Genomic DNA, 238 nt, shown 5'->3' on the forward strand with positions numbered 1-238 from the left:
TGAAAAATCCAACAATCAAAAGAGGTGTCGAATGCGTCTATTGAAATCCGTGGTGCCGGTCGCCCTGGCGTTATTGTTCAGCGCCGTTGCGCAGGCCCAGCCAACCGTCAGCGTCTACAACTGGACCGATTACATCGGCGAGACCACTCTCGTCGACTTCCAGGCGAAAAGCGGGATCAAGGTGATCTACGACGTGTTCGATTCCAACGAAACCCTGGAGGGCAAACTGCTCGCCGGC

The 238-nt window shown here is 55.5% G+C and carries 1 pseudogene; it reads left to right on the forward strand.

From position 1 onward, the window contains the following. Positions 1 to 31: 31 nt before the first annotated feature. Positions 32 to 238: pseudogene (locus tag WLY71_RS31020) on the forward strand (polyamine ABC transporter substrate-binding protein); the annotation flags it as partial.

Source organism: Pseudomonas rossensis (assembly GCF_039888995.1).
GTDB lineage: Bacteria > Pseudomonadota > Gammaproteobacteria > Pseudomonadales > Pseudomonadaceae > Aquipseudomonas > Aquipseudomonas rossensis.